We start from the raw sequence: 6989 nt of genomic DNA on the forward strand, positions 1-6989 counted from the left end.
TTGGAGAAAGACCAGCCCTTACCCGATTTAGGTCACCTCGATAAAGTCCAACTTTGATACTCCGCACTCTGGGCAATGCCAATCGTCTGGGATGTCCTCAAAACGAGTACCTGGAGGAATGTTTTCCTCTGGCCATCCCTTCGCCTCATCGTAGATCCACCCACAGACTTCACAAAGATACTTTTTCATTGTTAATTCTCTCCTCTCAGTGCGTTTAGCTCACCTGTTCCGGAAGGCACACAGGCATAGGTAAGCGCCTGACCGGTGAATTGAGCTAACTCTCGCAAGCTTGCTTCTGTGATGGCTGGCCACCAATTGGACTTTATTTTGCCATTGGCCTGTAAAACACCTGAGAAAGGCAGCCACGCGAGATCTCCTTGCACAATAAGGTCACACACACCACTGCTCGCTTACTGGACAAGCAGTGTGATTTGGCCTTCTTTCTCGTAGAAATTAATCTTGTTCAAAGTGACCTGTTATCCGACAGCCGGGGCTTGTTCAGCATCAAACGCCCAGACAAACTCAGAAATTCGCAAAGCCTGATCCTGACTGTCAAAAACAAAACCGCCCAGTTTTAAAAGGAAGTCATCAAGAGAAGCAAATGTGCCGTCATGGCCATAACCAAATCCTCGCACCTGATCCCCCATGTGCTCTGAACCCAGATAACTGGTGCCAAACATTCCAACTTTCTGGTACATATTGCGCAGGTGGGGAATCTTGAAGTCTTGGGAAACTAAAGGACCTTCGCTGGTAATTTTCTTATCGGTACCAAACAGTCCATTCTCAGCATCCAGTTTGTGGCAGCTGTTACAACTGGCTACGCCACGGTCAAGGGCCGCATTGTAGTAATCACTCTGTCCTTGAGCCTGCCGGGGAGTGAGAGTGTTATCCAGATTGCGGACCGGGTTCGGACGGGACTGAATACCCAGAGCAAAGTCCGTCAACTTCTGTAGCTGCCACTCCGGTAACATACCATCGCGACCCAACAAGCCAGGGAACGCCACCCGGAATTCTTTAAAAACAGCCGCCTCCACACTCTCTTCCACCCCATTCACAATTTCGCGGTTGACGCCAGTCCGGTCTCCCCGCCAGTGCATGGGACCACTCAAACTGATGCCGCGGAATGTCTGTGTAGTCATCGGACCTTTCATCGGGTGAAAGGTTCTGGATTTCAGTGGAGCCAAGTTCCCGGGAGACTCTTCCAGTGGGTTTTCAACAACATGCTCATCGGGATTCCCGAGATCCCAGGCCAGCCCATCATTATCACCAAAGATGTGGCAGGAACCACAGCTGACAGTACCATTGCTTGATGTTTGCATGGCGTCGTGCATGAATGGGCGCCCCTCTCGCACATAGATGGGTTCGGGGTTATAGAGGTCCTTCTGATTAACCACTTCCTGACTGGCTGTTTCCACCACCGACAGCTGGTTGTCAAAACGTGAGTAGACATACAGATATTGCTCATTCACCCCGAGAACCAGGCCGACAGGCCCTCCTGGCACTTTGATGAAGCGGGTGCTGTAAGGGTCGTAATCGCCGGACTCCATGGAGGAGGTTTGTATCTGAGCAATTTTTCCCGAGCTGAATGTCGCGAGGTACATGGTTTCACCACTGCCGGTTACAGCCATGCTCATGGGCTGGGCCAAACTCCTTTCTTTGTCCGAAGCTGAGACGGACTGCCCCATCGGCAAACTGAAGTCTATATGTTCGTTCAGGTGTACTGAAGACACAGAGTCATCCTGAATCACTGTCACTTGATTTTTTACAAAACGCCCACGCACGGTTGTGCTTCTTTCGCCAGGCCCTTCGAAACGGATATCGTTCAGGGCTTCGGTATTACTGGCATACACAGCACCCGTCGCCGGGTTAACCGCCATATTGAGGATTACAGAGCCAACTCCCGACCAGCTCCCCGTCACCTCTGCTGGGTTGGCTCCAGCATCAATGGCGAACACATCCTTATCCGGTAAACTGAAACGAACCTTGCCATCACGCATAATACCATCCCCATCCACCCAACTTTCACCGTTGTAGCGCACGATGACTCCAGTCTCTGGCGCCTCAGCACCATCCACACTGGCATGTGGGCCGACCTTTCCCTGCTCCATAGCCTGGGGGAAAATGGCGGTGGTTTTGTTGCCGGTTAAAAAAACCGCCGCATACACTGTCTGCCCGTCCGGGCTCACGGCCAGGGCGCTGGGAGTGTCGGTGAATAGAGAGAGTATGGTCTGGGGTGCACTGGGCGCTGCGCCATCAAACACCCAGACATCTGCGCGACCAATACCGGGTGTCCGCAGATCATCGATGGAGAAGTCAGGACGATGCTGACCGCGCCGGGCCGTGGTGATAAACCCCCGCTGTTGTTGTGGCCCGGCAAAGACAATATCGCGGGGCTCATCCCCCACCATCAGGGTCTGCGTCACCCGGGGGCGGCCCTTGATATCGACGATGCTGACACTGTCAGACATATGGTTAACCACCCATACCTCATGATCGTTACGTACCGCTACAGCCACCGGGTCCATACCCACAGGAACGGCACTGATGCGGGTCAGCTGGTCATGCCTAGCCCGGTAGATCTCCAGGCAGTTGGCCGGGGTGTTGGCCACGAACAGATAACGACCATCGGCCGAACGGGCCAGTGGTCGCACCGGATCACGCTCAAAATTAACGTAGTTGTCACTGCTCACCCGAGCATGGCAATTGAAAACTGGCTGAGTGATTAGTGGCTTCTGCCGGTTTTCCTCGAAAAAATGGCTAGTTTCCAGCGTGCTCAAGGAGGCGCTGGCAGTGAGCGGTAATAGGCACAGTACTGCTAGTGCTCTCACTTGTTTTAGTTCTTTGAATGTATACATATTTATGTATCTTTATCTGGCCAGTGCCGGTTGAAAAAAGTCCACGACCTGCTGGTGTACATCGCGGTTGATCAGTGGCCGGAAATGATCCAGTCCCTCTGTGGTATGCACGTCTGTATCACCCAGTGCTTTCGCAATCCTATGGGCATGGGAGTGACTGACAATTTTGTCGTCCTTGTCGTGTATCACTTTGACCGGCCAAGGGTAATCGGCCCCGTGCAGGCCAATATCCCAGTGGCTCACCGGTACCCCATTATCCGCCAGCAGCTGATTGAGAATGCGCTGGCGAATGCCGGGTCGCAGTTGCATAAAACCCTGGGACCAGATATCCAGCACATCCAGCAGAGAGAAGGGTGTGGCAATCAGCACCATCTGGCGGATGTCATCTCTGGGCGCACAGGCGGCCATGGCGATAATCCCCCCCAGCGAGTGGGCCACGACCTGCCGCACTGGGCCGATGTCAGACAGTCTGTCGATCACCGCTGTGGTAGCGGCCACACACTCGGCCATGGTTGTGTAATCCCCCTCGGTACCGCCGTGGGCGGGGGCATCAAAGGCCGCCACCCGGTACCCCTGCGCCAGCAAGGGCTCGACAAAACCAAACATGCTGGCGCAGTTGGCACCCCAGCCATGAACCAGGAGGATGATGTCACCCTCTTTATTGGACTGGTCAGGCCCCTCCCAGAGGTAAATCTCTTTTACCCGCACCTGCTCCTTGTTCAGAGCGATGGCTTTTGCACCTCTGGGTGTTAACGCCTTACTGTGAGGGTTCGCTTCATTTCTGGACTGGGCGAACAGCCGGGTCGCTAGGCGCCCGGCCAGGGGCGGTGCCAGATAGGACAACAAGCGCAGTTGAAACCTGTTCCAGTCTTCTTTAGCCATAATTCCCCCTCAGGCCTGGCTGGCGTTAGAGTGATGACTGTCCGGGTGCTGCTTGTTCTGGCTGTTACGGGCACTGACGTAGTAACCCGTCTCCGGATCGTAGAAATGACACTGTGTCACGATCTGCCAGAGGGTGCTGAACCGGAACGGCTGCTCACGAATCATCCCAGGGAACGCCTCTTTCAAGGCTTTTTGTGCCTTGGGAAGGTTATGGAAAGGCACAGTGGGTGCCGCATGGTGAGCCGCATGAACCGAGATGTTGTGGGTCAGCCACAGCAACCAACGGGGGTAGAGATAGTCCGTCGTCAGCAGAATACGGCTGCCGTTCAAAGACCAGTTTTCTTTCTCCAGAAACGGAACATCCACCGCCGTGTGGTGCATCAGCGTGGTGATGCTGAACCAGGCGTGGGTGAACAACAGCGGCAGCAGGAAGTACAGCACGACGCCGGTGAAGCCTGTGAAATACCAAAGGGCCGGGAACAGCACGGCACTGACCAGGGCAATAAATACCATCGAGCGACGTACATCCTCCCGCTGGTTCTTACGCGGGTAGAAAGACGGCCTGAAAGCAGACACCCACCAGTAATGCACAGTACCCGCCCAGAAGCCCACAGAACGGGTAAACAGATAGACCAGCTGTTCCCGGCGGGGCATACGGTCGTAAACTTCCCGGGACACGGGCCGCCAGTCGGTGTCCATCTCCAGGTGGTTGGTTGAGCCGTGGTGCATGTTGTGCACATGGCGCCAGGCATGGAATGGATACAACAGCGGAATCAACGACAGGTGACCGACAACCATATTGAGCAGCTTTGAGTTTGAAAACGATCCGTGACCACAGTCATGGGCAATACAGTGCAGACCCCAGCCGCCCAGACCGGCAGTAATCAGCAGGCCAATGGTCAGCAGCCAGTGGGGAGAGTAGGCAATCCCGACAATGCTGCCCAGGTACAGGCCATAGCTGACCAGAAACCCGGCCATCGAACGCACCACATTTTTCTTGAACAGCTCTTTGGGAATCGTCTGACCAATCTGCGCAGTCTTCAGATCTTCAATACGCTGGATGTATTCCCGGTAGTTATCATCCGCGTGTACGGGTATGGATGAAGTAGTCATTGTCTTTCTCCTGCTCACGCCGCCTAGGTGGAAGTTGCAATGACACGGGCGACATCATCGATGCAGGTGTTTTCGAACAGCAGTGCCGGAGACAACCGCTGCTCAACCACCTTCTCCAGCTCGCCGGTGACCTTGACCGCGAACATGGAATCCAGCCCGTACTGCTCGAAGGGTTTGGCACTGTCGATGGCGCTGACATCGGTTTTTAACTGCCTGGCCAAACGCTGGCACAACCATTCCCGCACGGCGGCTTCATCATCACCATCAATCGTGGCGACGTCGCTGTCAGAGAAAGCATTTTTCAGTGAAGAGAGAATTCCCATGGGTTCAGTCCTTTGTCTTTGTACTTGTGGTTGTTGTTTTTTATGGCCGATCAGATCTTTTCTGACTCAGGCAGCGTTAATTCATGAATGCGCTTCTGGCTGGGGAACTTCAGGTCGTGCACCAGTCCGAGCTTCGCCATCAGTGCCAGCACCCAGCCGGTGAGATCCGGCTCATACCAGTAAATGCTGTGACGGTAATTAATAGGGAAAGCGTGATGGTTATTCTGCTGGCCCTCACCGAAGGCCAGTACGGCCACCAACCAGTTGTTACGACTGTGATCGTCGGTACGGAACTGCTTGCCACCGTAACGATGGGAAATGGAACCCACCATCCAGGCAGACTGATTGGCGCAGAACATGCGCGCCAGTCCACCGAAGATAAAGCCCAGCCAGGCACCCTCCAGAGTGCCGGTGATCAGGCCGCCCAGCACCACCGGAATGGCAAACCCGAGCACCACCCACACCAGGTAGTACTGATTGACAAAGAAGTAGGTGCGGTCCCGCAGTACATCCTTGGCGTAATGGGACCAGACCGAGATACTGCGCTCCAGCATCCAGGGCATATGGCTATACCAGAGCCCGACCAGTTTGTTCTGGTGCAGGTTCGGCGAATGGGGGTCACCGGGTTTATCACTGTAAATGTGATGACGACGGTGGGTAGCCACCCAATACAGCAGTGGCCCCTGAGCCGCCATGGAACCCATGATGGTGAGCAGGGCTTTCATTTTCGGACCGGCATCAAGGCCTCGGTGGGCGGCCATCCGGTGCAGCCCGGCGGTCACCCCGAACATATGGACGAAGTACATCACCCCTAACATTACCCAGGCCCAGGCAGGCACCGAGCCCTGCCATATCAGTCTGACAGCTTCGATCATCCCGATAGCAGGAATCACCATAACCCCGAGGGCAAAGATACGCTGCATCTGCGCGGCCCGGCCTTCGAGATAGGCGACACCGGGCACAGACGTCTGCAGGTCGGCCAGTGATAGGCTGTCTGCGCTCATTTTATTTCCTCTCCGTGATAATTTTTCCGGTGTCCGCCTGATAGCGGCGAATATTCCGGGCCAGACCGAGTCGTCCCATCGACTCGATAAATATCCCCGACAGATCCAGCTGCCAGCGGGACTGGTGATCGTTGCGTGCCCCCGAAGGGAACGCATGGTGATTGTTGTGGAAGGAGCCACCCACCGAAGGAATGCACAGCAGGAACACATTACGGCTGTTATCTGTCACCTTGTGGGGCTGGCTGCCCAGGGTGTGGCACAGGGAGTTCACCGACCAGGTCACATGGTCGAGCAGGAAGATGCGCAGCAAACCGCCCCATATCAGCCCGCGCCAGACCCCCTCCCAGGCGCTGGACAGCACACCGCCAATCGCAGCCGGCAGAAGCAACCCCACCATCACCCACAGCAGATACTGACTGTTGATGGTGATCAGCTCCCGACGGCGCAGCAGATCGGGGGCATAACGGGCCCAGCTGGCCTGCTCCCGGGCAAACAACCAGCCCATATGAGCGTGAAACAGACCCGCTATGCGTCCGGAAGCCTTTTTGCCAGTGCTCTGGTAATAGGGCGAGTGGGGATCACCGGGTTTGTCGGTATGAGCGTGATGCTTGCGATGCGTCGCTGCCCAGAACAGTAAAGGCCCCTGGGCCGCCATGGACCCCAGAATGCCCAGCAGCCAGGTGGTGGCCAGCGGGCCTTTAAATGCTGTATGGGAAAAAAAGCGGTGGAAACCGACTTCGATTCCCAGGGCCGTGGTAAAGTAAAACACCGCCAACAATACCAGCTCCAACGTGCCCACCTGACCAGTAACC

7 protein-coding genes are annotated in these 6989 nt (G+C 55.4%); all 7 read right to left on the reverse strand.

Annotated elements, in window-relative coordinates; all coding sequences use genetic code 11:
* Positions 1-27: 27 nt before the first annotated feature.
* Positions 28-189, reverse strand: a complete 162-nt coding sequence (locus ACO6V1_RS21600; protein ID WP_422444401.1) for a rubredoxin — start codon at positions 187-189, stop codon at positions 28-30.
* Positions 190-476: 287 nt separating this feature from the next.
* Positions 477-2690, reverse strand: coding sequence for a YncE family protein (locus ACO6V1_RS21605; protein WP_422444403.1), 2214 nt, complete (start codon positions 2688-2690; stop codon positions 477-479).
* Positions 2691-2867: 177 nt separating this feature from the next.
* Complete coding sequence (locus tag ACO6V1_RS21610) at positions 2868-3737, reverse strand: alpha/beta hydrolase (RefSeq protein WP_422444405.1); 870 nt, start codon at positions 3735-3737, stop codon at positions 2868-2870.
* A 9-nt stretch (positions 3738-3746) separates the two neighbouring features.
* Positions 3747-4850 (reverse strand): fatty acid desaturase, encoded by a 1104-nt coding sequence (locus ACO6V1_RS21615; RefSeq protein ID WP_422444407.1) that lies wholly within the window; start codon positions 4848-4850, stop codon positions 3747-3749.
* 23 nt (positions 4851-4873) lie between these two features.
* Positions 4874-5173 carry an acyl carrier protein gene (locus tag ACO6V1_RS21620; RefSeq protein WP_422444409.1) on the reverse strand — a complete coding sequence of 100 codons (300 nt, stop codon included), beginning with the start codon at positions 5171-5173 and terminating at the stop codon, positions 4874-4876.
* Positions 5174-5223: 50 nt separating this feature from the next.
* Entirely contained in the window at positions 5224-6096 is an 873-nt protein-coding gene (locus tag ACO6V1_RS21625) for an acyl-CoA desaturase (protein WP_422468474.1), read from the reverse strand.
* 82 nt (positions 6097-6178) lie between these two features.
* Positions 6179-6989, reverse strand: an 811-nt coding sequence (locus ACO6V1_RS21630) for an acyl-CoA desaturase (protein ID WP_422468476.1), incomplete at its 5' end; no start/stop codon positions are given.

This window comes from Endozoicomonas sp. ALC013, from assembly GCF_049310205.1.
Taxonomy (GTDB): domain Bacteria; phylum Pseudomonadota; class Gammaproteobacteria; order Pseudomonadales; family Endozoicomonadaceae; genus Endozoicomonas.

What these genes read in the sequence shown, in the direction of transcription:
- ACO6V1_RS21620 (WP_422444409.1), bottom strand. Translation starts at nt 5,173, where the DNA reads ATGGGAATTCTCTCTTCACTGAAAAATGCTTTCTCTGACAGCGACGTC.
- ACO6V1_RS21610 (WP_422444405.1), bottom strand. Translation starts at nt 3,737, where the DNA reads ATGGCTAAAGAAGACTGGAACAGGTTTCAACTGCGCTTGTTGTCCTAT.
- ACO6V1_RS21600 (WP_422444401.1), bottom strand. Translation starts at nt 189, where the DNA reads ATGAAAAAGTATCTTTGTGAAGTCTGTGGGTGGATCTACGATGAGGCG.
- ACO6V1_RS21625 (WP_422468474.1), bottom strand. Translation starts at nt 6,096, where the DNA reads ATGCAGCGTATCTTTGCCCTCGGGGTTATGGTGATTCCTGCTATCGGG.
- ACO6V1_RS21615 (WP_422444407.1), bottom strand. Translation starts at nt 4,850, where the DNA reads ATGACTACTTCATCCATACCCGTACACGCGGATGATAACTACCGGGAA.